This is a genomic window from Streptomyces sp. NPDC001594 (assembly GCF_042893675.1).
Classification (GTDB): domain Bacteria; phylum Actinomycetota; class Actinomycetes; order Streptomycetales; family Streptomycetaceae; genus Streptomyces.
The window spans coordinates 91,919-114,987 of record NZ_JBIAVB010000021.1; the positions used below are offsets into that span (position 1 = coordinate 91,919).

Below are 23,069 nucleotides of genomic sequence, written 5' to 3' on the forward strand. Positions count from 1 at the left end.
CGGTCCCGCCCGTGGAGGGAGCGCCATGCGCCGACGCCGATATCCACCGATCGGGGACCACGGGCTGATCGGGGACCTGCGCACGGCCGCCCTGGTCACCTCCGAAGGCGTGCTCGACTGGTTCTGCGCCCCGCGCTTCGACGCGCCCAGCCTCTTCGCCTCCCTCCTCGACCACGAGCGCGGCGGACACTTCGCCATCGCGGCCGAGGCACGGGACCCCGTCACCCGGCAGCTGTACCTGGCCGACACCGCCGTCCTCGTCACCCGGTTCATGACCGGCGACGGGGTCGGCGAGGTCGTCGACTTCATGCCCCTGGGGGAGGCCGAGGCGCCCGACGACCGGCACCGGATCATCCGCATCATGCGCGTCACCCGCGGCACCGTCCGGTTCCGCATCGACTGCCGGCCCGCCTTCGACTACGGGCGCGCCGGGCACCACCTGGCGGTGGAGGCGGACACGGCACGGTTCGGCGGACCGGAGGTCTCGGCGTTCCTCCAGCTCAGCGGTCCGGCGCGGATGTGGCAGGACGGACCGGGAGTCCGGGGGGAGGCGGAGCTGGGGCAGGGCGGGCTCGCGGCGGCCGTGCTGACGGTCTGCCACGACCCCGCCGCCGGGACGCCCGAGCCGATGACCGAGGAGGAACTGCGCCGGGCGTTCCGGTCCACCTACGACCACTGGCACCGCTGGCTGAGCCGCAGCCGCTACCGGGGCCGCTGGCAGCAGATGGTCAACCGTTCGGCGATCACCCTCAAGCTGATGACGTACGCCCCGACGGGCGCCCCCGTGGCCGCCGTCACGATGGGCCTGCCCGAACGGATCGGCGGGGAGCGGAACTGGGACTACCGCTACACCTGGGTGCGCGACGCCTCGCTGTCGGTCAAGGCCCTGCTCGACCTGGGGCTCGAAGACGAGGCCGAGGCGTTCCGGCGCTGGCTGGGGGCCCGCGTCCACAGGGGCGGGACGGTGACCGGCGAGCCGCTGCAGATCATGTACCGGGTCGACGGCGACCCACGCCTGGAGGAGCAGGTGCTCGGACACCTGGAGGGGTACCGGGGATCCGCTCCCGTACGGCTCGGCAACGGGGCGGCCGGGCAGCTCCAGCTCGACATCTACGGCGAGGCCGTGTTCGCCCTCAGCCACGCCGCGGACCTGGCCCGGCTGGCCGGGTACGACGGCTGGCGGAACCTGAGCGACCTCCTCGACTGGCTCGCCCGCTCCTGGGACCGGCCCGACGAGGGCATCTGGGAGACCCGGGGCGGCCGCCGCGACTTCACCTACAGCCGGCTGATGTGCTGGTCGGCCTTCGACCGGGGAATCCGGCTCGCCGCGGAACTGGCCCGCCCCGCCGACGTGGCCGCCTGGACCGCCGCACGGGACGCGGTCTTCCACCAGATCATGGAGCGGGGCTGGAGCGAGCGCCGCGGCGCCTTCGTCCAGCACTTCGACGGCGAGGTGCTGGACGCCGCCCTGCTGCTGATGCCCACGGTCGGCTTCATCTCCCCGAGGGACCGCCGCTGGCTGTCCACCCTCGACGCGATCGAGGCCGGGCTGGTCTCCGACAGCCTGGTGCACCGCTACGACCCGCAGGAGTCACCGGACGGACTGAGCGGCGACGAGGGCACCTTCTCCCTGTGCACCTTCCTGTACGTGGGCGCCCTCGCCCGCGCCGGCCGCCTCCAGGCGGCCCGGTACGCCTTCGACAAGATGCTCACCTACGCCAACCACGTCGGCCTGTTCGCCGAGGAGATCGGACCGACCGGCGAGCAACTGGGCAACTTCCCGCAGGCGTTCACCCACCTGGCACTCATCGCCGCGGCGCTCTCCCTGGACGAGGAGCTGGACCGCGCCGGCCGCGCCTGAGGCCCCCTGTCGCACACCGCATCCGTTCACCTACAGTGCGTGATGCCCGTACCGGTCGAAAAACGGATGGACCGTACGGGCGCCCTTGCGGAACACTGCGGAACCTTCTCTGACGGTCCGACACAGCAGGGTTGGTACGGGAATGCCAGAATCGTCCAAGAGTTCGCCGAGCAGGGGCTCGGTGTTCCTCGCACTCCGCTACTACGGCCGGGAGCTGGCCCGGCTCAAACGCTGGACCGCCCCCGCGATGCTGCTCCCGGCGCTGGGCAACATCGGCATCAACTACGTGGCGCCGCTCGTCGTCGCCAAACTCGTCGGGCGGATCTCGGAGGGCGCCGCCACCCGAACGGGTGCCATGCTCCCCTACGTCGCGGGCTTCGCCGTCGTCCTCCTCGTCTCCGAGGGGATGTGGCGCCTGGGGCTGCACTGCCTCAACCGGGTCGACGCGCTGGGCGTCGAGCGCCTGTACGTCATCGGTCTGGACGAACTCTTCGCCAAGGACGCCGCGTTCTTCCACGACAACTTCGCCGGCTCGCTCACCAAGCGCGTCCTGAGCTTCGCCTCCCGCTTCGAGGAGTTCGTCGACGCGCTCACCTTCAACATCGTGGGGCGGCTGGTCCCGCTGGTCTTCGGGTCGGTGGTGCTCTGGCGCTACGATCCGCTGCTCGTCGTCGGGTTGCTGGCGATGATCGTGGTGACCGCGGCGGGCGCGGCCCCCCTGATCCGCCGCCGGCAGGCGCTGGTCGACCGGCGGGAGGAGGCGATCGCCCGGGTGTCGGGCCACGTCGCCGACAGCCTGATGAACATGGACACGGTGCGGGCCTTCGCCGCCGAGGAGCGCGAGGCCGCCGAACACCGGTCCCGGGTCGCGGAGTCGCGCCGGCTCATGCTGCGCTCCTGGGACTACGGCAACCTGCGCATCGACACCCTCGTCGCGCCCATGTCCGTGCTGACCAACGCGCTGGGGCTGTTCCTCGCGGTCTCGCTCGCCGGCAGCGGCCACGGGGTGGAGGCGGTCGTCGTCGCCTTCACCTACTACGGCAACGCCACCCGGATCATGTTCGAGTTCAACCAGATCTACCGCCGTCTGGAGAGCTCGATGACGGAGGCCGCGCAGTTCACCGAACTGCTGCTGACCCCGCCGAAGGTGATCGACCCGGTCTGCCCGGAGCCGCTGCGGACCCAGGCCGCCGACGTGTCCTTCGAAGGGGTGCGCTTCACCCACGCGGGCGGCAGCGAGCCGCTCTTCGACGGCCTGGACCTGGCCGTCGCCGGGGGCTCGAAGATCGGCCTCGTCGGCCGGTCCGGCGGGGGCAAGACCACCCTCACCCGGCTGCTGCTGCGGATGACGGACATCGACGCCGGGCGGATCCGGATCGGCGGCCAGGACATCAGCCGGCTCTCCCAGCGCGACCTGCGCGGCCTGATCGGCTACGTGCCGCAGGACCCGGCCATGTTCCACCGCACCCTGCGCGAGAACATCGCCTTCGCCCGGCCGGACGCCACCGACGCGGAGATCCGCCGCGCGGCCGAGGCGGCGCACGTCACCGAATTCGCCGACGCCCTGCCGGACGGCTTCGACACCATGGTCGGCGAGCGCGGGATCAAGCTCTCCGGCGGCCAGCGCCAGCGGGTCGCCCTCGCCCGGGCCATCCTGCGCGACGCGCCGGTCCTGCTGCTGGACGAGGCGACCAGCGCGCTGGACTCCGAGAGCGAGATCCTCGTCCAGGACGCCCTGTGGCGGCTCATGGAGGGCCGGACCGCGCTGGTGGTGGCGCACCGCCTGAGCACCGTCGCCACGATGGACCGCCTCGTCGTCCTGGACCGCGGCCGGATCGTGGAACAGGGCACCCACCAGGAACTGCTGGCCGCCGAAGGGGCCTACGCCAGGCTCTGGCAGCACCAGTCGGGTGGCTTCCTCGACGACACCCCCGCGGGGGCGGACCTGCGCTAGCCGGGGCGGACCTGCGCTAGCGGGGGAGGGGGCGCTGCGTCCGTTCGGGCGAGACGCGGCGGGCCGCCCCCTCGCCGCGGCCTGGCCGGTCACGGCGGACCGGCGTCGGACGGGGTATGCATGCATAGTGCGCCGGTGCCGGGGCAGGTGCAGGGAAGCGCGCGGGAAGGGTGATGCCGGATGGTGATGCCGGGAACGGAAGACGAACGGTTCAGCGTCGCGGTACGGACGGTGGACGGGGCGGTCCTCCTCACGCTCGGCGGCGAGCTGGACCACGACACGGCCGAGCCCCTCCGGCAGGCCCTGGCGGCGGCGGCCGGCCGGGGCGGTCGGCTGGTGGTGGACATGTCGGGACTCCGGTTCTGCGACTCCACCGGCCTGAACGCCCTGCTGCACGGACGGATCGCCGTCGAGGAGACCGGCGGCTCCCTGGAGCTGGCCGGACTCGGCGGGCCGGTCGCGCGGATGTTCCGCATCACCGGGGCGGACGCCGTCTTCCCCGTCCACGACGACGTGACGCAGGCACTGGGCTGAGCCCCGGGCCGGCGGGGACCCAGGAGAAGGGGAGGAGGGCCATGGAAGAGGGAGGGGCGGTCAACCGCAACTGGCTCCTGGTTCTCGACGGGCTCCCGGAGCCCGTCTCACACGCCCGCGATTTCACCCGCCGGGCCCTGGCCGCCTGGCGCTGGCTGCCCGCGGCGACACCGGAGGGCCGGCAGGCGGCCGAGGACGTCCTGCTGCTGGTCTCGGAGGTGGTGGCCAACGCCTGCCGGCACGGGGGCGGGCCCGGGGCACTGGTGCTGGACTGCACGGACGACCGGCTCCGGATCGAGGTCACGGACACCGACCCGGCGCCCCCCGTCCCGCCCGGATCGGGCGCGGGCCCCGGAACCGGGCGCCGGCGGGCCGCCGGGGGGCCGGGCGGGTACGGGCTGCTCATCGTGGACCGCCTGGCCCGGGCCTGGGGATGGCGCCCGGGGGCGGCCGGCAAATGCGTCTGGCTTGAGGTGCCCTGCCCGCCCCGGGCGGGCGTCGGCGGAGGGGTCCGGCGCGACGCCGACACCGCCGCCGCGGGCCCCGGAGGAACGGCCCCGGGCACCCGTCCGGGTGACGTTCGGGCCGAAGCCGTTCAGACATGACAAGATCGTCAGAAAGGATCTTCATAGGGCCGCGGACCCGACATACTGACGCCTGTGAAGACCGAAGACGAGACCGTTCAGATCGGCACCGAGGGCTGTACGGGCCTGATCACCCTCAACCGTCCCGAGGCCCTCAACGCCCTCACCCGTCCCATGGTGCTGCGGATCGCGGAGGCGCTGAGCGCCTGGGAGCACGACCCCGCCGTCCGGCAGGTGCTCCTCCGCGGGGCCGGTGAACGCGGCCTGTGCGCGGGCGGCGACATCCGTGCCATCCATGCCGACGCGAAGGCGGGCACCACCGACTCGCTCGCCTTCTGGCGCGACGAGTACCGGCTGAACGCCCGCATCGCCCGCTACCCCAAGCCGTACGTCGCCCTCATGGACGGGATCGTCATGGGGGGCGGGGTAGGCCTGTCGTCCCACGGCGGCGTCCGGATCGTCACCGAACGCTCCCGGGTGGCCATGCCCGAGACCGGCATCGGCTTCGTCCCCGACGTCGGCGGCACCTACCTCCTCTCCCGCGCCCCCGGCGAACTCGGCACCCACCTGGCCCTGACCGGTACGGCGGTCGGCCCGGGCGACGCGATGCTGTGCGGGCTCGCCGACCACTACCTGCCGTCCGACTGGCTGGAGGAGTTCACCCGCGAGCTCACGCTCGCCCCCGTCGCCGAGGTACTGGGCAAGTTCGACGGCGCCACCGCCCCCGCGGTCCCGCTCGCCGCCGAGCGGGAGTGGATCGACCACTGCTACGCCGCCGACACCGTCGAGGAGATCCACCGGCGGCTGCTGGCCACGGGCCTGCCCGCCGCGCGCGAGGCCTCGCAGACCCTGCACGCCAAGTCCCCGACCTCGCTGAAGGTCACCCTCGCCGCCCTGCGGCGGGCCCGCGAGCTGGACTCGCTGGAGCAGGTGCTGGAGCAGGAGTACCGGGTCTCCAGCGCCGCGCTGTCCGCCCCCGACCTCGTCGAGGGCATCCGCGCCCAGGTGATCGACAAGGACCGCCGACCGCGCTGGTCCCCGGCGGCCCTCGTCCAGGTCCGCGCGGCGGCGGTGGACCGGTTCTTCACGCCGCTCGGCGAGGGCGCCGAACTGACCTTCCCCTAGGGTCTCAGCTCCCGGCGAGCCGCGTCGCGAGGCCGTCGAGGATCCGCTGGAGGCCGTAGTCGAAGTTCTCGTCACGCAGCCGCGCCGGGTCCCTGCCCTGCCAGGCGGCGGCGTGGTCCTGCGTCAGCGGATGGTCCTCCAGGGCCTGCTGGGACGCGGGCACCAGGGACTCCAGCCACTCGCTCTCGCTCTTGCCGCTGCGGGCGAGGAGGGAGAGGTAGGAGGCTTCGCTGGTGGCCGCGCCGAGCACGTACGACATGACGGCCTTCATCGCCAGGTCCGCCTCGGCCTTCGGGAACCCGGCCGCCAGCGCCATGGCCAGCATCCGCTCCGACATGCGCATCAGGTTGGGGCCCAGGTGCGCGAGGCCCACCTGGCCGAGGACGGACGCCACCCAGGGGTGGCGCAGGACCATGCCTCGCAGGCTGTGCCCGCTGTGCGCCAGGGCCTCGCGCCATCCGTCCGGGCCGGTGACGGCGGGGAGTTCGAGCTCGCCGTAGACCTCGTCCACGACCAGTTCGATGAGCTCGTCCTTGTTGGCCACGTGCCGGTAGAGGGACGTGGCGGCCGTGCCCATCTCGGTGCCCAGCTTGCGCATGCTCAGCGCCTCGATGCCTTCGGCGTCCAGCAGCCGGACGGCCGCCGCGACGATCTGCTCCTGGCTGAGCGCGGGCTGCTCCTTCTGCCGGCGGGGCCGGGTCCAGACGGAGGGGGCGGGGGCGGAAGTCTGCTGCTCTGGTGAGGACATACCCCCACCCTACCCCGCTGCGCACGCTGTACGCACTATGCGTACACCTGGATGGCGGGTCGGTTCGGAAAGACGCCCCGGCGCCCGCCCGAAGGGCCCCGCGGCGGGGCCGGGCAGGGGTTCTGGCGGCCGTACGGGAGGGGGTGGAGGGGGGTGGCCGCGACCTCTGCCGGCGCCCGGCGCAGGGCCGTACGCACGGTCCGCACAGGGCCCCTGACCTGGGTCGATGTGCTCCGTCTCGATACGATGTCCCCCTAGGGAAAGGGGAGTTCATGGACCGGAACATACGCTCGGTGGACGACGTGCTCAGCCTGCTGGACGGACTGTTCGCGCCGGGGGCGGACCGCTGGACGGCTGCCGGCGCGGACTGGTGGGACGGCTTCTACGCCGACCGCTCGAAGCCGGTGCCGTTCTTCGTGGCGAAGCCCGACGAGAACCTCGTCGCCCACCTCGAACGCGGCCTGATCACCCCCGGCCGTGCCCTGGACCTGGGCTGCGGGCCGCAACGCCCTCCACCTCGCCGCCCTGGGCTTCCAGGTGGACGCCGTCGACCTCTCCCCGGCGGCCCTCGCCTGGGCCGGGGACCGCGCCCGGGAGGCGGGCGCCGACATCCGCTTCCACCAGGGCGACGCCTTCGCCCTCGCCGCGGCCGGTGGACTCGGCGGCCCCTACGACCTGGTGTACGACTCCGGCTGCTTCCACCACCTGCCGCCGCACCGCCGCGTCAGCTACCTCGCCCTCCTCGACCGCGTCCTCGCCCCCGGCGGCCACCTCGGCCTCACCTGCTTCGCCTCCGGCGCGATGGGCTCCGAACTCCCCGACGCCGCGCACTACCGCGAGGGCGGCCTCGGCGGCGGGCTCGCCTACACCCCCGAATCCCTGCGCCGGATCTTCTCCGACCTGGAGGAGCGGGAGATCCGCCGGATGCGCGACGAACCGCAGGAGTCCCCGCACTTCGGCGAGGCCTTCCTCTGGACCGCCCTCTTCCGCCGCCCCGCCGCGCCGCTTTAAGGCCCGCGTACGACCCGGGTGGCGCCCGGCCGTGCGCGCAGGGGCCTGACGGCTACGGCTGCGACTGCGGCATCGGGCCCGAGGGCGGGGACAGCTCCGTGCTCAGCCAGCCCAGCGCTTCGGGGTACATCGCGGTCCACGTCTGGAAGTTGTGGCCCCCGGCCGGCCGGACGAGCGTCTTCACCCGGACCCCGCTGCCCTGCGCCGCCCGGGTGAAGGCGGCCAGCTGCTTCGGCGGGCTGTCCCGGTCCTGGGCGGAGGTGGCCAGGAACAGGCCGACGTCCTCGCCCTTGGCCTGCCCGATCAGCCACATCGGGCTGTTGTGCTCCCGCAGCACCGGATCGGGCAGTACCTCCGGATCCCCGGTCAGCGGATCGGGGTCCAGGGCCGCGCCCGCGCGGAACACCTTCGGGTACTGCAACGGCAGTTTCACCGCGCAGAACGCCCCCGTCGACACCCCCATCAGCCCCCACCCCCTCGGCTCGGGCAGGGTGCGGAAGTTCTTGCGCACCAGGTCCGGGACGTCCTGCGCGAGCCAGGTGGCGATCTTGCGCTGCGGGGTGTCGCTGCAGTCGGTGTTCACCCCACCGGGGTACAGCTCCGGGATGACGAGGATGAACGGCTGCGCCGCCCCGAGCCGTACCAGCTGCTGCAGCGCGTCCGGCATCGAGCCCAGGTCGATCCAGGAGCGCGGCGTGCCCGGGTACCCGTGCAGCAGCGTCAGCACCGGGAACCGGGTCTGCTGCGCGCCCGGGGCGTCGTACTCGGGGGGCGTCCATACGATCACCTGGCCGGCGAGCTTCGAGTGGCTGCCCCGGAAGAAGGTGCTCCGGGTGCCGTTCTCCCCCGGGGTGAAGCGGGCCCGGCCGAGCGGGGGCCCGGTCATCCCCGAGGCGCCGGCGTCCGCACCGGTGCCCAGCAGGTCGTCCCAGGAGGCGTACAGCCCGTAGCCGTCGTTGATCCAGGCGGCCACCACACCGATGGCCGTCAGCTGGCACACCCCGATCATCAGCACCCGCGCCACCCAGCGCACCACGCCCGGGCCGGGCACCCGGTTCCACAGCAGCAGCGCCAGGAGCATGGCCAGCGCGGTGACGGCGATCAGCGTGACGAGGAACGACGTGCTGGTCAGCTCCACGGCGTCGACTCCTGACGTACGGTCACATGTCGTCATCCCACCGGGGATGCCCGGTATCACACCACAATGTACGGGCCCGGATCCGCTACGCGTGGACGCTCACCGTGACGGAATGCCAACCCGTCGCCCCGTCGGGGAGGGTGCCGCGGCGCTCCCGCGTCTGCACCTCGCCCCGCCCGTCGGTCGCACGGACTTCCAGGGTGTGCCCGCCGGGCGCCGCCTCCCACGGCCACACCCACTGCCGCCACGTGTCGGTGCCGTCCGCGTCGCCGAGCCGGGCCTCGTGCCAGGGGCCGCCGTCGGCCCGAACCTCCACCCGGGCGATGCCCCGGTGCTGCGCCCACGCCACCCCGGCCACCGCCACCCGCCCCGCCGCGAGCTTCGCGAAGGGCCGGGGGGTGTCGATCCGGGACTCCGTCTTGACGGGCGCCTGCTGCGCCCAGGAACGGCGCACCCAGTACGCGTCGTACGCCGCGAAGGTGGTCAGCCGCAGCTCCGTCAGCCACTTGCAGGCCGACACGTACCCGTACAGGCCCGGGACGATCATCCGGACCGGGAAGCCGTGCGCGAACGGCAGCGGGCCGCCGTTCATCCCGACGGCGAGCAGCGCGTCCCGGCCGTCCAGCACCGTCTCGACCGGCGTGCCGATCGTCATCCCGTCCACCGAGCGCGCCACCAGCTGGTCGGCCGGGCCGCCCCGCGAGGGGGGCCGCACCCCGGCCTCGCGCAGCAGGTCGGCCAGGCGGACGCCGAGCCAGCGGGCGTTGCCCACGTACGGGCCGCCCACCTCGTTGGACACGCAGCACAGGGTGATGTCGTGCTCGGCCAGCGGACGGGCCAGCAGGTCCGCCAGGGTGAGGGAGAGGGGCCGGGACACGCCGTCGCCGTGCAGGGTCAGCCGCCAGGTGCGGGCGTCGAGGCGGGGGACGACCAGGGCGGTGTCCACGCGGTAGAAGTCCGGGGCGGGGGTGAGGAACGGTCCCACGCCCGGCACGCGCAGATCCGCCCCGGCGGGCACCGGCGGCGCGGGCTGGGCGGGGGGCGGCAGCACCAGGTCCGCCCGGGAGGCGGTGGCCCCGGCCGAGCCGTGGGCGCCGAGCCGGCGCCCGGCGTATCCGGCGACCGCCGAGGCGGCGACGGTGGCCGTGAGGAGGCGGGCGAAGGCGCGCCGGTCCATCGGCCAGGTCCCGCCGGTCCGGCCGGCCCCGGGACGGGGCCGGCGGAGGACGGTCACCAGCAGGTACAGGGCGAGCGCGGCGGCCGCCGCGGCGGCCAGGGAGGGCAGGGCGTCCTTCCACCCGGCCTCGGGGCGGCTGAGCGCGGCCGCCGCCCCCAGCACCCCGACCGCCGCCGCGAGGGCGCAGCCGGTGCGCGGGTGCCGGACGGCGAGGACGCCGGTGCCGGCGGCGAGTACGGCCAGCACGAGGGTGATGCCGAGGGTCAGCACCAGCTTGTCGGAGGTGCCGAAGGTCTGGACGGCCCACTCCTTGACGGCGGCCGGCGTACCATCCACGACGGCGCCGCCGACCGCGTTGAGGGGGGAGGCCTCCGGGCGTACGAAGGCGGCCGCGAGCGCGCCGGTCGCCAGGCCGGCGAAGGCGGCGGCGACGCCGGCGGCCGCCGCGGCCGCGTGGGGGTGTGCGGGGCGTGCCATGGCGCACCTCCCTCGGTCGGGGCCCTCCCGCCAACATAGCTCCGCCGGGCTCCGCTGCGCGGAGCCGTCCCCGCCCCGCGTAGCGGGTCAGGCCTCCGGGGCGGGGGCAGGGGTCGGGGCCGGCCCGAGACGGGGGCCGGGCTTCGGCGGGTCGGGGGTGCCGGCCGGGGCGGCGGGTCTGCGTTTGCGGAGTTCCACCACGCCGTCGGTGATGCCGGGGGTCCGGGGCCGCTCCTGAGCGTTCTCGTACATGTCGGTGCACTCCTGTCCCCTCGGCCGCTGCGGGTCAGTGAACCCAGAGCCCGTGCCGGACGGGGCCTCCCGCGAGCCGATTCCCCCGGAAGAGTGAAGCCCCGCCCGGCCCGCCGCCGTCACACCGGCAGGGACCACGCTTGGTCCGCCCGGTGGTCGCCGCAGGCGGCCAGCCGCAGCCGGTCGGCCGCCGCGCCGGCCGTCAGGCAGGTGCCGGACGCCTCCTCCACCAGCGCCCCGTCCCGCCGGTGGCGCCAGGTCTGCCCCGCCCGGCGTCCGGGCGCGCAGGCCGCCAGTTCCACCAGGCCGCCCGAGCCGCCCGTGAGGCACTGCCCGGCCAGCCTCATTCGTCCGCCGCCGCCCAGGCTCCAGCGCTGGTCCGCCCCGGCGGTGCAGGTCTCCAGGACGACCGCGCCGACCCCGCCGGTGCTCGCCCCGTCGGCGCACTTCGCCCCGAGGCCGTTGACCTGCCCCGTGGGCACGGGCGCCGCGCAGCCGCGCGGGGTGAGCCGCCACACCGCCGTGTCGTGCGCGGCGACCCGCCCGGTCAGCGCATCGCCCGCCTCCGCGCGGCCGCCGGTCCACAGGTCCACGGCGTCCACCGCGCAGGGGGCCGGCAGTCCGACGTCGGCCAGCGGTACGGAGACGTTCCGGTCGGTACCCGAGCGGTTGAGGACCGCCACGGCCCGGTCCCCGTTCGCCAGCGGCCGTACCAGCACCTCGAACGTCGCGTTGGAGGAGACGACCGCGCCCTGCCGCCCCAGCGGATCCTGGTCCAGGCCGATCAGCCGGGTGTTCCCCAGGGCCGCGAGGCCGCCCGGGCCGAGGGCGGAGACGTCGGAGGACAGGATGAAGGGGGCCGCCATCATCGCCCACAGCGCCACCTGGCTGCGGCTCTCCGCGTCGGTCAGCCCGGGGGCGCCGGCGATCAGGAAGTCGGGGTCGTTCCAGTTGCCGGGGGCGGCGTACCGGCCGAGCCAGCGGTTGTACCCGTAGTTGCCGAGGACCGAACTCCAGCGGGAGGTCTGCGGGGCGGTCGGCTTGTAGACCTTGATGTCCTTGCCCTCGCGCCACAACTGGCCGGTCTCGCCGACCCAGTCGAGCACCTTGTGCCAGTCGGCGCCGCCCCACTCGCCCTGCTGGAAGTAGGCGGGGGCGGAGGCCGAGAGCACCATGGCCCGGCCGCTGTCGCGCAGCGCACGCGCGACGGAGTTGTACGCGTCCCGGTAGGCCTGCTCCTTGGTCTTCCCCGGCGGCACCCACAGGTTGCAGCCGTCCATCTTCACGTAGTCCACCTCCCACGAGGCGAACAGCCGTGCGTCGCGGGCGTAGTGGTCCGCGCCGCCGCCCTCGGGGGCGCCGCTGCCGGGATAGCGCTCGCAGGTGAGGGAGCCGGCGTCCTCGTAGATCCCGAACTTCAGCCCCTTGGCGTGCAGGTGCTCGCCCAGCCAGGCCATGCCGTGCGGGAACTTCACCGGGTCGGCGACCAGGTCGCCCGCCGCGTCACGCTCCTTCAGCATCCAGCAGTCGTCCACCGTGACGGTGTCGTAGCCCTTGGCGGCGAGGCCGGTGGAGACGAGGGCCTCGGCGTTGGCGACCACCTTCGCCTCGTCGATGTCGCACATGTAGTGCGCCCAGTTGTTCCAGCCCATGGGCGGGGTGAGGGCCAGCGGGGTGTCCGAGGTCGCGGTCGGCTCCGCCGTCGCCGGGGCGGGGCAGAGCGCGAGGGCGAGCAGGGCGGCCGCGGTCAGACAGGGGAGTGAGGCGCGCAGGCGAGGCGGCACGGGGTCTCCTTGGCGTGGTGCGTACCGACGGGGATCGTGCCTCAGTGCAGCGGTGCGATTACCCGCTGTCAACACCGGTCGGTGGTTATGGCCCGATGACCAGCAATATGGCCGCAGCCGGTGTCGCGCGGCCGTGTCGGGCCCGGAGGGGCGACCGATGGTGGATACGTCGTATGTGACGGTGGCTGATACGCTGTATCTCATGCCGAGAAGATCAGCGGCCCTCGACCGGGCGACCCCCGAGGCCATCGCCGTAGCCGCACTGCGCCTGCTCGACGAGGAAGGGCCGGCCGCCCTGAGCTTCCGCGCCCTCGCCGACCGGCTGGAGGTCTCCCACGCCACCGTCCAGCGCCGCTGCACCGACCTGGCCGGCCTGCTGGACCTGTGCACCGAGCACCTTGCGGCCCGCCTCCCCGACATCCCGGCCGGCACCGACTGGGCCGAGGCCGCCGAACAGCGGTTCGGCGCCCTCTACCGGCTCCTCACCGCCCACCCCGGACTGCTCGTCCTGCGCGGCGGACGCCCCTGGCTCGGACTCCAGTTGCTGGCCCGCCTCGCCGAACCCGCCCTCGCCGACAGCATCGCCGCCGGAATGACCCGGGCCGAGGCCATGACCGCCTACCGCCGGATGTACCTGCTCACGCTGGGCTGCGCCGCCTTCGTCGACCACCGCGACCCCGCCGGGGCCACCGCCGCCTCCCGGGCCGCGCTCGCCGCGCTCGACCCGGCCGAGTTCCCCGTACTCGGCGGCGCCCCGGCCGAGTTGCTACCCCCGCTGACCGACCACGAGGTCTACTACGGCGCCCTGCGCCAGCTGATCGCCGCCGCCCGGCCCACCGCCTGACCCGACCGTCCCGCCCCCTGAGAGAGGCCGCCCGCCATGGAACAGCAGCTCGACCACGACGCCGTCCGCGCCGCCGCCGCCCGCACGGCCGGGGCCGTCCGGCCCGTCACCGTCGCGCCCGCCGCCCAAGGCCTCTGGTACGCCCTGGAGTACCTCCAGCACACCGGCTCCTTCAAGGCGCGCGGCGCCCACAACTTCCTCGCCGCCCACCGCGAGGCCGGCGCCCTCCCGGCCGCCGGCGTCACCATCGCCTCCGGCGGCAACGCCGGCCTGGCCTGCGCCTGGGCGGCCCGCGCCCAGGGCGTCCCGGCCACCGTCTTCCTCCCCGCGACCGCCCCCCGCGTCAAGGTGGACCGGCTGCGCGGCTACGGCGCCGACGTCCACCTCGTCGGCGAGGGCTACGGCGAGGCCCTGGAGGCCTGTCACCGCTTCGCGGCGGACAGCGGAGCCCTGGCCAGCCACGCCTACGACCACCCCCTCATCGCGGCCGGCGCCGGCACCCTCGTCGACGAGATCCGGGCCGCGCTGCCCGGCGTGGACACCGTGGTCGTCGCGGTCGGCGGCGGCGGGCTGTTCGCCGGCGTCGCCACCGCCGCGCGGGCCCACGGCATCCGCGTGGTCGCGGCCGAACCCGAGAACTGCCGGGCCCTGAACGCCGCCCTGGAGGCGGGACGCCCCGTCGACGTCCCCGTGGACTCCGTGGCCGCCGACTCCCTCGGCGCCCCCCGGGCCTCCGCCGACGCCCTGGCCGCCGCCCGGCAGGACAACGCCGTCTCCGTCCTCGTCCCGGACGAGGCCGTCACCGCCGCCCGGCGCGCCCTTTGGGAGGAGCACCGGATCGTCGTCGAGACCGGCGCCGCGGCCGCCCTGGCAGCCGTACGCACCGCGCCGCGGCCGCTCGGCGAGCGGGTCGCCGTCGTCCTGTGCGGGGCCAACACCGACCCCCGGGACCTCTGACGCCGAGACACCCTCGTCGGCCCGAAGGTCTACGCGGCGGTGCGCGTCGGCGACTCCGAGTCCTCCGTCCGAGGCCGGCTGCCCTCGGGCGAGAGCTTCGTCAAGGCCGCCCTCAAGGAGGGCGGCCCCGCCGAGCCCGCGGGCAGCGTGTGCGCCTGGTACGTGTCCAGCGACGGCAAGGCCGACGAGGACGTGCTGCGCTTCTGCTTCAAGGACGGCAAGCTCGCCGAGAAGGTCTCCTACCGCATGAAGTAGCGCCCCCGGCGCCCCCGGCGCCCCCGGCGCCCCCGGCGCCCCCGGCGCCCCCGGCGCCCCCGGCGCTCCGGCTGGACCGGCCGGTCCCGGCGCTCCGGGACGCCGTCCAGCTCGGCGGCCGACCGGGCCAGCCCCTCGGCCGCCCGGGTGCAGCGCAGCGCGAGCTCGTCGACCCGGGCGCGGAAGAGGTCGGCCTGCGGCCCCTTCCAGTCCAGGGCCGCGCAGGCCCCGCGCAGCCGCTCCGCCCGCTCCCGCAGCGCCTCGGCGTGCGAGCGCAGCCCCTCGGCGGCCCCCCGCGCCCCGTACGGCGGCCCGCTCACGCCCGCCCCTTCCACGGGGCGAACGCGTTGGACACCCCGGCCAGGTGCGGCTCCAGCTCCGGGTGGTGCCGCAGCAGCACCGTCACCATCGAGTTCTCGTCGACCCAGCGCAGCCCCTCGGGGGTGTACACCTCCGGCCGGTAGTCGGTGGTGAAGAACCGGTCGCTCTTGAGCCGGCGGGTGGCCATCAGCGCGAAGATCCTGAACAGGGTGTCGCTGAACCCGAAGCCGGCCGGACGCGGTTCGGCGAGGTTGCCGACCAGGGTGTCCACGCGGTCGAGCCGGCCGTCGTAGACCTCCCGCAGCAGCGGTGTGTCGCCCGGGTGGCCGCCGGTGAGCTCCTCGAAGGAGGTGACCGGGCGCTTGCGCAGCATCTGCCGGTAGGCGTTGTAGCGGGGGATGCCGCGCTCCCGGTCCCGCAGGACGTCCACGGTCCCGAGGTCGACGTGCTCGCCGGACAGCCGGACGAAGTCGCGCAGCGCGTCGGGGTGGTTGTGCAGCACCAGGGCGCCGGGGTGCTCCACGCCGAAGGTGTACAGCAGGTCGGCCGTCCCGAACTCGTCCACCGCAGTGCGGGTGGTGGCGCCCTGCATGTCGTCGAAGCCGACGGTCTTGCGGACCGTGCCGCCCCGGTGCTCGCGGACGGTGATCTCGTCGGGGATCAGCGGGTGCAGCCGGTACGCGGACACGAACTCCTCCGTCATGGAGAACGGCGCCGCGTGGTGGTCGGTGGCGGAGCCCAGGGTCCCGCTGAGCACCTCGCCGCCGATCCGCCCGAAGGTCTTCGTCACCCAACGGGGCAGCAGGCCGTACCAGTTGGAGCGCATCGCCTGGTGCAGCACCGGGTGGTCGAGGATGCCGGGGGTCCACTCCACCGTGTGGATCTTCGCCATCAGGGCGGTGTTGACCAGCCGCGCGGTGTGGAAGAGGCGTTCGTCGTCCCAGGTGGGGTGGTGCGAACGGATGAGGTCGCAGATCGCGTTGTGCTCCTTCGCGAACAGCGTGTGCAGCAGCGACAGCCCGGTCCAGTAGTCGCTGTTCATCCCGGTCGCATCGAGGCACTCCATTCCGGGCCGCGGGTCCCGGGGCAGCCGGCCGTCCTCCAGGATCAACCGGCCCTGCTCGCCGGTGCGCAGGGAGCGGCAGCGGGCCTCGTCCGAACCGTAGATCTGCGAGCCGTCCCACCAGTGGGTGACGGTGTTCTCGTACGTCGGCGGGGCGCCGGGGACAGTGTGCGCGACCGGGTCGGGGCGGGTGCGGTTGACCCGCATCGGGCAGGTGCCGCCCTGCCGCGCCCAGTCGTCGTCGGCGGCCAGCGGGACGGTGATGGGCTCGGCCTCCTCGTTGTCCCCGTGGTTGGCCCAGCCGTGGTTCTGGAACTGGATCCAGGCGGCGGCCAGCAGGTTGAGCGTGGGCGCCGGCACGAAGCCCCGCCGGGCCAGCAGTTCCCGGCTGACCTCGCGGGGGCTGGGCGTCATCAGCGCCTCGTCCTCCTCCGGATGGGCCAGCTCCAGCGGGGAGTTGCGGTCCAGCCGGGTGCCCGCCCGGCCCATGTCCACGTCGTACGGGTCGTAGCCCGAGCCGTCGTACGAGCGGTGGGGCGCGAGGTGGGGGGTGGGGCGGCGGTCGCGTTCGCCGCCCGCGCCGTAGGTGTCGTGCAGGTTGAGGCGGCGCAGGTCCTCGCGGATCACCGCGAGGTTCATCAGGCCGAGCCCGTGCGGCAGTTCGTACCACTCGTGGGTGCGGTTGACGCGGGCGAAGACCGCCGACTCCAGCCGCTCCAGGAGGCCGGGCGGACCGTACGGGCGGGGGGCCGCGGGCGGGGGCGTGCCGGGGACGGGCCGCCCGGCCTGGCCGGGCAGCGTCCCGGCGGCACCGGGGGCCGCCGGCGGGGTGGTGTCGGTGGTGTCGGTCATACGGGGTCCTCAGCGGTCGTGGAGGGTGAACAGGTGCGTGCCGGTGACCCGGCCGCGGAAGGCGGCGAGTTCGGAGTCGACGTGGGTGCGGGCGTGGGGGACGTCGTGCTCCAGGTTGTGCGCGTACCGCTCGGCGGCATGGCACAGCGGGAAGGCGTGGGTGTCGTCCTTCCAGGTGAACTCGGTGAATTCGGCCGGCAGTCCGAAGGCCGACACCGGCGAACGGCCCTCCAGGCTCGGCACGATGTCGTGCTCGTTGACGAGGGAGAGCACCCGGGTCCGCGGGTCGGCGGCCCGCTTGTGGTCGACGGGCGAACCGACGGCGACCACGTGCGTGACCGTGTACAGGGCGTTGAAGTCCCGGCTCGACGCCAGGTTCATGGCGGTGAGGCCGCCCTGGCTGTGCCCGACCAGGGCCAGTTCCGACCCGGAGGGCACCAGCCGGTGCAGGGCCCGGCGCACGGCGCGGGTGTAGGCGGTGTCGGCGGAGCCCATCGCGTTGCAGCTGCCGACCAGGTCCTGGGGGCACTCCTGGTTGAACCCCTTGCCCATTCCGGCGAGTTGTACCACGAAGCGGCGCGTCCCGTCGGGGCCGGACACCTGCTGGACGAGGAGCAGGCCGCGGGTGCCGAGATGGCCGATGTTGCGGACGTAGCCGACGATGGTGCCCGAGGTGTCGATCCGCTCCAGCAGCTCCGCCGTCGGGGTGTGGGGTTCGGCGCGGCCGCGGCCCCGGTCCAGGAAGGACCAGACGGCACTCGGGGTGCCGATGACGAAGTCCGAGGTCAGCGGCCGGTTGGTGGCGATCTGCCAGCCGGCGGTGTCGTTGAAGGGGTTCTCGTCGGTCAGCGCGTTCCAGGCCATGATGTCCGCGAACGACGGCGCCAGCAGCGACAGCGCGTACTCGGCGCCCTTCTCGGTCAGCAGTCCCTTGAACACCCGGACGGCCTCGGCCTGCCGGTCCTCGTCGACGGCGCGCAGCACCCGCGAGGTGGTGGGGTCGGCCAGCAGCTCCGGGTGGCGCACGGCGGCCGCCCGGATCCGCGCCTTGAGCCCGGTGACGGCGAGGCTGACGGCCAGGCTCTCCCGGCTGGTGAGCACCCCGGCCAGCCAGACGGCCCCGGCCAGCGGGGTGCGCCCGTGCGGGGCCCAGCCGAAGCCCCGCGGGTCCAGCAGGGTCCGCAGCAGGCGGCGCCGGGCGGCCCGGGCCCGCCGCGGCCCGGCCGCCGCCGGCAGTCGGGGGCCGAGGGCGAGCCGGGAGGCGTGGCGGGCGGCCTCGCGCACGGCCTCGGCGGCCCCCGCCAGCTCGCGGCAGACGTGGTGCAGGGAGGCGACGTCCGGCTCGGTGACGGCCGCGTCGGCCTCGGGCACGGCTTCGGACACGGGGTGCTCCTCACGGGGGGACAGCGGCGGGCTACGAGCGGCCGAGGCGGAGGCGGATGGCGGCCGTGTCGAGGATTCCGGGCAGCGGGCGGCCGGTGTCGAGGGCGGGGCGGGCTCCGGTGAGGCGGTTGCCGCGCAGCACCTCGGCGCAGACCAGTGAGGACAGCAGCAGCCCGAGCCGGTCGCCGGGGCAGCGGCCGGGGCCCTGGCCGAAGGGGGCCATCCGGGGGTCCAGGTCGGCGCCCGGGACCAGCCAGCGTCCCGGGGCGAAGAGGTGCCCGCCCGGTACCCGCTCGGGGTCGCGCTGGTGGAAGCCGATGGGGACGTGGACGGTGGTCCCGGCCGGGTGGCGCATCCCGCGCCACTGCGTCGCGGCCCGGGTGACCCGTACCAGGTCGGGCACGATCGGGTACAGCCGCAGCGACTCCCGCACACAGGCCCGCAGCCGGGGCAGGCCCGGGGTGTCCGCCGCGATCTCCGCGCGCACCTCGTCCTGTTCGGCGGGGTGGGCGGCCAGCAGGAGCAGGGTGCGCAGGACGACCGGCGCGCAGACCTCGACGGCCAGCAGCCAGTGGTGGGTCTGCCCCAGGGGGTCGGTGCCCTCGGGGCAGGGGGCTGCCAGGGCACGGGCCGCCAGCGTGTGTTCGGGCGCGTCGGCCGCGTACCGCGCGATCCGCTCCTCCGCCCGCGCGTACAGGACCCGGCCGGCCCCGGGGCGGCTGCGGCCCATCCAGTTGGCCCGGTCGCGCAGCGTGGTGAGCCAGCCGGCGAGTTCCGCGTCGTCGGCGGCCCGGTCGCCGAGGACGGTCCGGCGGGAGATCCGGGCCAGGGCGGTGCGCAGGCCGGAGAGGCCGAGGACGGTGGCGGTGGTGAGCGGCCGGCACTCCTGCGTGACGATCCGCTGGTACTCGGCGCAGGAGGGGTGGACGTCCTGACCGGCCGCCAGGGCTCGGTCGTTGACCTCGCGGCGGTCCTCGCGCAGCCGTCCGTGGGAGCAGATGACGCCGGTCGGCTCGAAGACGGAGAGGCTGTCGAGCTTGTCCCGGGCGTCCATGGCCAGGACGTCCATGGGTTCGGCGAAGAACCGTGCGACGTCCTCCTCGTCGAAGAGGACGAGCATCTCGCCGGAGAGGCCGCGGACCAGGACCGGCGCCCCGCCGTGTCGGGCCCGCATGGACCGCAGCGTGGCGTCCGACCAGGCGGGCTGGTTGAGCCGGGAGTACAGGGCCACCACCCCGAACCGGGGGCTGGCGACGCCGCGGACGAAGACGGGCAGGGTGTGGGTGGCCATGAAGCGGACGGTCTCCGCCAGGCCGGCCCGGGCCGGGGGCCGCCGCCGGGGCGGTCCGGGGCGGGCGGCCTCGCGGGTCTCGGTGGAGTGGGTCATGCGGAGACCACCTTGCCGGGGTTGAGGAGGTTCTTCGGGTCGAACAGCCGCTTGAGGCCGCGTTGGAGCTCCAGGGAGACGGGGCCCAGCTCGCGCTCCAGCCACTCCCGCTTGAGGGTGCCGATGCCGTGCTCCCCGGTGGTGGTGCCGCCCAGGGCGAGTCCGGCCGCCATGATCTCGTCGTAGGCGGACCGGGCGCGGTCGCGTTCGCCGGGGTCGGAGGGGTCGAAGACGACGGTGGGGTGCAGGTTGCCGTCCCCGGCGTGGCCGAGGGTGAACACCCGCAGCCGGTGGCGGCCGGCGATGTCCTCGATCAGACCGACCAGCCGGGGCAGTTCGCTGCGGGGGACCGCCACGTCCTCGATGAAGGCGGTGAGCCCTCCGCCCTGGGAGGCCATGTACGCGCCGATCGCCGGGGTGACCAGCCGGCGCGCCTCGATGACCTGCCGGGCCTCCTCGGCGGTGGCGGAGGTGGCCACGTACTCGGCTCCGGCCTCCTTGCACAGGAGCTCCATGGCGGTCAGCTCCCCGCTCGGGTCGGCGCCGTCGCTCTCCACGATCAGGGTGGCGGCGCTGCCGGCGCGCATCAGGGGGTGGGCGCCGAGGTCCACGACGGCCTGGGTGGTGGCCCGGTCGAGGAGTTCGAGCGCGGACGGGGTGTGCCCGGCGGCGGTGATCGCCGCGACGGCGTCCCCGGCGGCGGTGAGGGTGGGGAACGCCGCCAGGAGGGCCAGGGCGGGCGGCCGGGCGGGCCGCAGGGCGAGGGTGGCGCCGACGACCACCGCGAGGGTGCCCTCCGAGCCGACGACCAGTCGGGTCAGGTCGTACCCGGCGACGCCCTTGGCGGTGTCCCGGCCGGTGCGCAGCCGCCGCCCGTCGGGGAGGACGAGGTCCAGCCCGAGGACGTAGTCGGCCGTGACCCCGTACTTGACGCAGCAGATGCCGCCGGCACCGGTGGCGATGTTCCCGCCGATGGTGCAGGTCTCCCAGGACGCCGGGTCCGGCGGGTACGTCAGCCCGTGCTCGGCGACGGCCTCGGCGAGGCGGCGCGTGGTGACCCCGGGCTCGCAGCGCACGAGCCGGTTGGCGGGGTCCACCGACAGGATCCGGTCCATGGCGGCGGTGGACAGCACCACGCAGCCGTCGACGGCGTTGGCGGCGCCGGCCAGTCCGGTCCGGGCGCCCTGCGGGACGACGGGGACCTCCAGCGCGTAGGCGGTCCGCATGACGTGCTCGACCTGCTCGGCGGTGCGGGGGACGGCGACCACGGCGGGGGTCCCGGCCGAGGAGAAGGGCGCGGTGTCCCGGGAGTGTGCGGCGAGGTCGGCGGGGTCGGTGAGCAGGGCCTCGGCGGGGAGTCCTCGGCCGAGCCTGGCGAGCAGGAGGGGGGTGTCGCTGGTGACGGACATGCCGTCCTTCCGGTCGGTGCGGCGGAACGGGGGGCGCAGGGCCCCTACAGGGTGGGGAGCTCGGTGGTGACGGGGACGTCGATGAGGACCGGGCCGTCCTGCTGGAGGGCCGACTCGCGAACCAGCTTGGCCAGTTCGGCGCAGCCGGACGCCCGGTGCGCCCGTACCCCGTAGCCGGTGGCGACGGCCGTGACGTCCAAGCCGGGGATATCGAGTCCGGGCGCGCCCTGGGCCCGTTCCACCTGGGCGAACCACTGGAGGATGGCGTAGCGCTGGTTGCTCAGGACGACGAAGGTCACGGGCACCTTGTAGGCGGCTGCGGTCCACAGCGCCTGGACGGCGTAGTGGGTGGAGCCGTCGCCGACGACGCAGACCACCGGCCGCCGCGGGGCGCCGAGCTGAGCTCCGACGGCCGCGGCCAGGCCGAAGCCGAGGCCGCCGCCCGCCGTGAAGAGGAAGGAGCCGGGGGTGTCGATCCGGGTCGCGTCGTGGAACTGTCCCAGGTTGGAAGGGGATTCGTTGATCCAGAGGGTGTCGGCGGGGGCGCCCTGGGCGACGGCCGTCATCGCGGCGAGCGGGGTCAGCGCCCCGTCGACCTCCTCGAAGGACTCGGCCCGTGGGGTGCGCGGGGCGGCCGGCGGTGCCTCCCGGGCGGGCAGCGCGGCGGTCAGCGCCCGTACCGTCAGGGTGAGATCGGCGACCACGGCGTCACCGACGGGGGCGCGGGCGGCCTCCTCCGCGTCCCGGGTCAGCTGGACCAGCTCGGCGCCCGGGGGCAGATAGGCGCCGGGGAGGTAGGGGTAGTAGCAGAAGACCGGGGCGCCGATCACCAGGACCAGGTCGTGGCCCTCCAGGCAGCGGGACAGCGGCCCGATCGCCGGGGGCAGCATCCCCCGGTACTGCGGATGGGACTTGGGGAAGGCGATCCGGCCCTCGGTGGGCGCCGACCAGACCGGCAGACCGGTGCGCTCGGCCAGTTCCACGACCGCCTCCCAGGCCCCGGAGGCGTCCACGTCGTTGCCGGCGACCAGGACCGCGCTGCGGGCCCGCGAGATCCGTGCGGCCAGCCGCTCCACCACCTCGGCGGCGGGGGCGGCGGCGTGCGTCACGGTCCGGGCGGCGGTCCGCTGGGCGGCCCGGTCCTCGTCCTCGTCGAGCAGCACGTCGAAGTCGTCCATCGGGAGCGAGACGAACACCGGCCCCTGCGGCGGGGTTTCGGCGATCTGCGCGGCGCGGGCCAGGGCGGGCCCGATGTCCGCCGGGCGCGGCGGCTCGTAGGCCCACTTCACGGCGGGCTGGGGCAGGAGGGTGGGCTGGGGGTTGGCCAGCAGGGCTTCCATGGTGAGCATGGCGCGTACCTGCTGGCCGGCGGTGACCACCATCGGGGTGCGGTTGGCGCGGGCGTTGAGGATCGCGCCCATCGCGTTGCCGGTGCCCGGCCCGGTGTGCAGGTTGACCAGGCCGGTGGTGCCCGAGGCGAGGGCGAACCCGTCGGCCATGCCGACCACGACGGCCTCCTGCAGCCCGAGCACGTACCGGAAGTCCTCTGGGAACTGCTTGAGCAGGGGGAGTTCGGTGGAACCGGGGTTCCCGAACACCGTGGTCATCCCGCGGGCTCGCAGGACGTCGAGGACCGACTCACGGACCGTGCGCATGGGAGGTTCCTTCGCTGGCGGGTGGCGTCGCGACAGTGGGTGATCAATGCATCACATCGCGTTGATCCAGGCAAAATCCATGATCCTTTCGGGTCGGGACACGGAGATCCCTTGCCGGGCGTCCGCCGTGCGTGCTATCGGCCACCCGCCCGGACGGTTGCGCCGTATTGCGATAAACCGCATTAGTGCCCGCCGTGCGCATTCGTCTCCCCGCATCGCGCCGTAGCGGCGATATGAAGTCAAAAACGGCCGGAAAACGGACTGCCGCCCCCGGGCGGGGCGTAGGGCGAAAAGCCCC

General features: G+C 74.5%; 19 protein-coding genes and 1 pseudogene. 9 read left to right on the forward strand and 11 right to left on the reverse strand.

All coding sequences use genetic code 11. The features are described 5' to 3' along the window. Positions 1-25 precede the first annotated feature (25 nt). The 5 genes from ACFY0O_RS32990 to ACFY0O_RS33010 all read left to right on the forward strand — a co-directional run bounded on the left by ACFY0O_RS32990 (position 26) and on the right by ACFY0O_RS33010 (position 6,058). Positions 26-1,861 carry a glycoside hydrolase family 15 protein gene (locus tag ACFY0O_RS32990; RefSeq protein WP_388953648.1) on the forward strand — a complete coding sequence of 612 codons (1,836 nt, stop codon included), beginning with the start codon at positions 26-28 and terminating at the stop codon, positions 1,859-1,861. Between the two features lie 142 nt (positions 1,862-2,003). Beyond that, complete coding sequence (locus tag ACFY0O_RS32995) at positions 2,004-3,815, forward strand: ABC transporter ATP-binding protein (protein WP_388953651.1); 1,812 nt, start codon at positions 2,004-2,006, stop codon at positions 3,813-3,815. 186 nt (positions 3,816-4,001) lie between these two features. Then, positions 4,002-4,349, forward strand: a complete 348-nt coding sequence (locus tag ACFY0O_RS33000; protein WP_388953653.1) for an STAS domain-containing protein — start codon at positions 4,002-4,004, stop codon at positions 4,347-4,349. A 41-nt stretch (positions 4,350-4,390) separates the two neighbouring features. Next, entirely contained in the window at positions 4,391-4,954 is a 564-nt protein-coding gene (locus tag ACFY0O_RS33005) for an ATP-binding protein (protein ID WP_388953656.1), read from the forward strand. A 54-nt stretch (positions 4,955-5,008) separates the two neighbouring features. Next, positions 5,009-6,058 carry an enoyl-CoA hydratase/isomerase family protein gene (locus tag ACFY0O_RS33010; RefSeq protein ID WP_388953659.1) on the forward strand — a complete coding sequence of 350 codons (1,050 nt, stop codon included), beginning with the start codon at positions 5,009-5,011 and terminating at the stop codon, positions 6,056-6,058. 4 nt (positions 6,059-6,062) lie between these two features. On the opposite strand, the gene ACFY0O_RS33015 is transcribed toward ACFY0O_RS33010, so the two are convergent. Continuing rightward, on the reverse strand, positions 6,063-6,806 hold the full coding sequence (locus ACFY0O_RS33015; protein WP_388953661.1) for a TetR/AcrR family transcriptional regulator: 744 nt from the start codon (positions 6,804-6,806) through the stop codon (positions 6,063-6,065). A 272-nt stretch (positions 6,807-7,078) separates the two neighbouring features. Here ACFY0O_RS33015 and ACFY0O_RS33020 point away from each other — a divergent pair. Next, positions 7,079-7,817: pseudogene (locus tag ACFY0O_RS33020) on the forward strand (class I SAM-dependent methyltransferase). 52 nt (positions 7,818-7,869) lie between these two features. On the opposite strand, the gene ACFY0O_RS33025 reads toward ACFY0O_RS33020, so the two are convergent. From ACFY0O_RS33025 to ACFY0O_RS33040, 4 genes are all read right to left on the reverse strand, one after another. Beyond that, positions 7,870-8,955 carry an alpha/beta hydrolase gene (locus ACFY0O_RS33025; RefSeq protein WP_388953664.1) on the reverse strand — a complete coding sequence of 362 codons (1,086 nt, stop codon included), beginning with the start codon at positions 8,953-8,955 and terminating at the stop codon, positions 7,870-7,872. Positions 8,956-9,040: 85 nt separating this feature from the next. Beyond that, positions 9,041-10,609 carry a molybdopterin-dependent oxidoreductase gene (locus ACFY0O_RS33030; protein ID WP_388953666.1) on the reverse strand — a complete coding sequence of 523 codons (1,569 nt, stop codon included), beginning with the start codon at positions 10,607-10,609 and terminating at the stop codon, positions 9,041-9,043. An 87-nt stretch (positions 10,610-10,696) separates the two neighbouring features. Then, positions 10,697-10,861, reverse strand: coding sequence for a hypothetical protein (locus ACFY0O_RS33035; RefSeq protein ID WP_388953669.1), 165 nt, complete (start codon positions 10,859-10,861; stop codon positions 10,697-10,699). A 119-nt stretch (positions 10,862-10,980) separates the two neighbouring features. After that, positions 10,981-12,645 carry a ricin-type beta-trefoil lectin domain protein gene (locus ACFY0O_RS33040; protein ID WP_388953671.1) on the reverse strand — a complete coding sequence of 555 codons (1,665 nt, stop codon included), beginning with the start codon at positions 12,643-12,645 and terminating at the stop codon, positions 10,981-10,983. 202 nt (positions 12,646-12,847) lie between these two features. Here ACFY0O_RS33040 and ACFY0O_RS33045 point away from each other — a divergent pair, with 202 nt between their 5' ends. From ACFY0O_RS33045 to ACFY0O_RS33055, 3 genes are read left to right on the forward strand one after another with little or no spacing between them, the layout of a single operon-like run. Continuing rightward, positions 12,848-13,489: a TetR/AcrR family transcriptional regulator gene (locus ACFY0O_RS33045; RefSeq protein ID WP_388953674.1), complete on the forward strand. Its 642-nt coding sequence runs from the start codon at positions 12,848-12,850 to the stop codon at positions 13,487-13,489. A 36-nt stretch (positions 13,490-13,525) separates the two neighbouring features. Beyond that, positions 13,526-14,446, forward strand: a complete 921-nt coding sequence (locus tag ACFY0O_RS33050; RefSeq protein WP_388953677.1) for a serine/threonine dehydratase — start codon at positions 13,526-13,528, stop codon at positions 14,444-14,446. Between the two features lie 39 nt (positions 14,447-14,485). Then, a complete protein-coding gene (locus ACFY0O_RS33055) occupies positions 14,486-14,701 on the forward strand; it encodes a hypothetical protein (protein ID WP_388953680.1) in 216 nt (71 codons plus the stop codon). Here ACFY0O_RS33055 and ACFY0O_RS33060 read toward each other — a convergent pair. The 6 genes from ACFY0O_RS33060 to mdlC are packed head-to-tail and all read right to left on the reverse strand — an operon-like array spanning position 14,686 to position 22,771. Further along, positions 14,686-15,021, reverse strand: a complete 336-nt coding sequence (locus ACFY0O_RS33060) for a hypothetical protein (RefSeq protein WP_388953683.1) — start codon at positions 15,019-15,021, stop codon at positions 14,686-14,688. The genes ACFY0O_RS33055 and ACFY0O_RS33060 overlap by 16 nt on opposite strands. Next, a complete protein-coding gene (locus ACFY0O_RS33065) occupies positions 15,018-16,937 on the reverse strand; it encodes a peroxidase family protein (protein WP_388953684.1) in 1,920 nt (639 codons plus the stop codon). The genes ACFY0O_RS33060 and ACFY0O_RS33065 overlap by 4 nt, the downstream gene beginning before the upstream one ends. A gap of 9 nt (positions 16,938-16,946) precedes the next feature. Next, positions 16,947-18,320: a hypothetical protein gene (locus ACFY0O_RS33070; protein ID WP_388953686.1), complete on the reverse strand. Its 1,374-nt coding sequence runs from the start codon at positions 18,318-18,320 to the stop codon at positions 16,947-16,949. A 31-nt stretch (positions 18,321-18,351) separates the two neighbouring features. Further along, positions 18,352-19,707 carry a cytochrome P450 gene (locus ACFY0O_RS33075; RefSeq protein WP_388953687.1) on the reverse strand — a complete coding sequence of 452 codons (1,356 nt, stop codon included), beginning with the start codon at positions 19,705-19,707 and terminating at the stop codon, positions 18,352-18,354. Further along, on the reverse strand, positions 19,704-21,116 hold the full coding sequence (locus tag ACFY0O_RS33080) for an FAD-binding oxidoreductase (protein ID WP_388953690.1): 1,413 nt from the start codon (positions 21,114-21,116) through the stop codon (positions 19,704-19,706). The genes ACFY0O_RS33075 and ACFY0O_RS33080 overlap by 4 nt, the downstream gene beginning before the upstream one ends. Positions 21,117-21,160: 44 nt before the next feature. Beyond that, the gene (gene mdlC / locus ACFY0O_RS33085) at positions 21,161-22,771 is read right to left on the reverse strand and encodes a benzoylformate decarboxylase (protein ID WP_388953693.1); all 1,611 of its coding nucleotides are present in this window, start codon (positions 22,769-22,771) and stop codon (positions 21,161-21,163) included. Positions 22,772-23,069 lie beyond the last annotated feature (298 nt).

Bases quoted from the DNA above. Each gene is read 5' to 3' on its own strand.
- ACFY0O_RS33000 (WP_388953653.1), top strand. From the start codon at position 4,002: ATGCCGGGAACGGAAGACGAACGGTTCAGCGTCGCGGTACGGACGGTG.
- ACFY0O_RS33015 (WP_388953661.1), bottom strand. From the start codon at position 6,806: ATGTCCTCACCAGAGCAGCAGACTTCCGCCCCCGCCCCCTCCGTCTGG.
- ACFY0O_RS33050 (WP_388953677.1), top strand. From the start codon at position 13,526: ATGGAACAGCAGCTCGACCACGACGCCGTCCGCGCCGCCGCCGCCCGC.
- ACFY0O_RS33045 (WP_388953674.1), top strand. From the start codon at position 12,848: ATGCCGAGAAGATCAGCGGCCCTCGACCGGGCGACCCCCGAGGCCATC.
- ACFY0O_RS33065 (WP_388953684.1), bottom strand. From the start codon at position 16,937: ATGACCGACACCACCGACACCACCCCGCCGGCGGCCCCCGGTGCCGCC.
- ACFY0O_RS33080 (WP_388953690.1), bottom strand. From the start codon at position 21,116: ATGTCCGTCACCAGCGACACCCCCCTCCTGCTCGCCAGGCTCGGCCGA.
- ACFY0O_RS33075 (WP_388953687.1), bottom strand. From the start codon at position 19,707: ATGACCCACTCCACCGAGACCCGCGAGGCCGCCCGCCCCGGACCGCCC.
- ACFY0O_RS33005 (WP_388953656.1), top strand. From the start codon at position 4,391: ATGGAAGAGGGAGGGGCGGTCAACCGCAACTGGCTCCTGGTTCTCGAC.
- mdlC (WP_388953693.1), bottom strand. From the start codon at position 22,771: ATGCGCACGGTCCGTGAGTCGGTCCTCGACGTCCTGCGAGCCCGCGGG.
- ACFY0O_RS32995 (WP_388953651.1), top strand. From the start codon at position 2,004: ATGCCAGAATCGTCCAAGAGTTCGCCGAGCAGGGGCTCGGTGTTCCTC.
- ACFY0O_RS33035 (WP_388953669.1), bottom strand. From the start codon at position 10,861: ATGTACGAGAACGCTCAGGAGCGGCCCCGGACCCCCGGCATCACCGAC.
- ACFY0O_RS33030 (WP_388953666.1), bottom strand. From the start codon at position 10,609: ATGGCACGCCCCGCACACCCCCACGCGGCCGCGGCGGCCGCCGGCGTC.
- ACFY0O_RS32990 (WP_388953648.1), top strand. From the start codon at position 26: ATGCGCCGACGCCGATATCCACCGATCGGGGACCACGGGCTGATCGGG.